The sequence below is a fragment of the Pseudoalteromonas sp. SR45-4 genome (genome assembly GCF_014163535.1).
GTDB lineage: Bacteria > Pseudomonadota > Gammaproteobacteria > Enterobacterales > Alteromonadaceae > Pseudoalteromonas > Pseudoalteromonas nigrifaciens.
Map to the genome: position 1 here is coordinate 74686 of NZ_JACJDO010000004.1, position 1607 is coordinate 76292.

The following is a 1607-nucleotide window of genomic DNA, read 5'->3' on the forward strand; positions in this document are numbered from 1 at the left end:
TATATGTGGTGGGTGATACTGGACTTGAACCAGTGACCCTCGCCTTGTAAGGGCGATGCTCTCCCAACTGAGCTAATCACCCACATATAAATTAAAACGCTACTATTAAAATAAATAGTACTGGACTTTAACCAGTGAACTTCGCCGTTGCTTATTAGTAGCGGAGATGCTCTCTTTTTCTAACTGAGCTAATTACTCATATAGAAATTTAGATGTGAACACTTATAAAAAGTGGTGGGTGATACTGGACTTGAACCAGTGACCCTCGCCTTGTAAGGGCGATGCTCTCCCAACTGAGCTAATCACCCACATCTAAACAACAACACAATGCTGCGTTGTTGTGGGGCGCTATTATAGATAGAGTTGTAAATGTGTCAACACTTGAATGATAAAAATGTGCTGAGTGGGGGTTTTATAAACAACAAGTAATGTTTGGAGTTTGTTTTATCGACAAATCAATGCTTAGTGTTTAAATAAACGCCGTATTATCTGTTTAGGCTTAGATAGTTAATATCGAAAATCAAGAAAGTAATAAGCCAATCTATTTTAACTTAGTTGCTGTGGTGTGTTTATTGATCATAAAGTGCAGCTTATATAAAGTAATCACTTAAGTTATAAATTTACGCCGTGATTAAATCGCCTTTAAATTAAACCAATTTTAATCCGCAAAAAACCAATGCGATCTAATAGTGCGTAAAGTGGTTATTATGCCAAGGCATAAAGTAAGGATACGTCATTGAACGATGAACTAAATATGCCAAGTTGAATTTGCATATAAATGTATACCTTTTCTATGCTCAATAAAAATTAAAACAAGCAGAGCAGGGGTTATCTAATCATCCAGCCATAATTTATAATACACTCAAGGGGCTAATTTACTGTAAATTGCCCTTTTTAGCCTGCTTGGTAGCCAGTTTGTTGAAAAATAAACCATTTAAATAAAGCAGAACAAAAAACTGTTGACTTTATTTTGGGTGGTGCATAGAATGCGCCCCGCACTAAGCAATACACGACGTGTTTATCACAGCGTGTGTAAATAAGTTGGGGCTATAGCTCAGCTGGGAGAGCGCTTCGCTGGCAGTGAAGAGGTCTGCGGTTCGATCCCGCATAGCTCCACCAACTTATTAGTGTTTGTCCTAGGGTAGCAGTTTTCTGTGTCCCCATCGTCTAGAGGCCTAGGACACCGCCCTTTCACGGCGGTAACAGGGGTTCGAATCCCCTTGGGGACGCCATTTAGCTTTAATTAGTTAAAGGCGGTTTTACCGAGAAAATAGCGTCACAATTAAAGCTCGAGTCTTTACTTGTATTAAGCGCAATTACCTTAAAACTCAGGATGTGAGTTAAACTAATCAATTGTCCTAGTGATACATTTATGTGTCCCCATCGTCTAGAGGCCTAGGACACCGCCCTTTCACGGCGGTAACAGGGGTTCGAATCCCCTTGGGGACGCCACTTACTATTTATAGTAGGGTAGTGTTATTAAAAGCTCGCCTGAAACGAGTCTAAAAATTCAGTTGTCCTAGTGACACAGAAAATGTTTCTGAGAAGATAATGCCATTCGCCTCACAGGCTCGGTCTCATCTTACACAGAAATAGCAAATCAATGA

5 tRNA genes are annotated in these 1607 nt (G+C 39.8%); 3 read left to right on the top strand and 2 right to left on the bottom strand.

From position 1 onward, the window contains the following. Positions 1–6 precede the first annotated feature (6 nt). Positions 7–82: transfer RNA gene (locus H5058_RS03235), tRNA-Val, on the bottom strand. Positions 83–232: 150 nt separating this feature from the next. Then, positions 233–308: transfer RNA gene (locus tag H5058_RS03240), tRNA-Val, on the bottom strand. A gap of 735 nt (positions 309–1043) precedes the next feature. On the opposite strand from H5058_RS03240, the gene H5058_RS03245 reads away from it, so the two are divergent. The 3 genes from H5058_RS03245 to H5058_RS03255 all read left to right on the top strand — a co-directional run bounded on the left by H5058_RS03245 (position 1044) and on the right by H5058_RS03255 (position 1452). Then, positions 1044–1119 (top strand) — tRNA-Ala (locus H5058_RS03245). Positions 1120–1156: 37 nt separating this feature from the next. Continuing rightward, positions 1157–1232: transfer RNA gene (locus tag H5058_RS03250), tRNA-Glu, on the top strand. Positions 1233–1376: 144 nt separating this feature from the next. Next, positions 1377–1452, top strand: a tRNA-Glu gene (locus tag H5058_RS03255). Positions 1453–1607 lie beyond the last annotated feature (155 nt).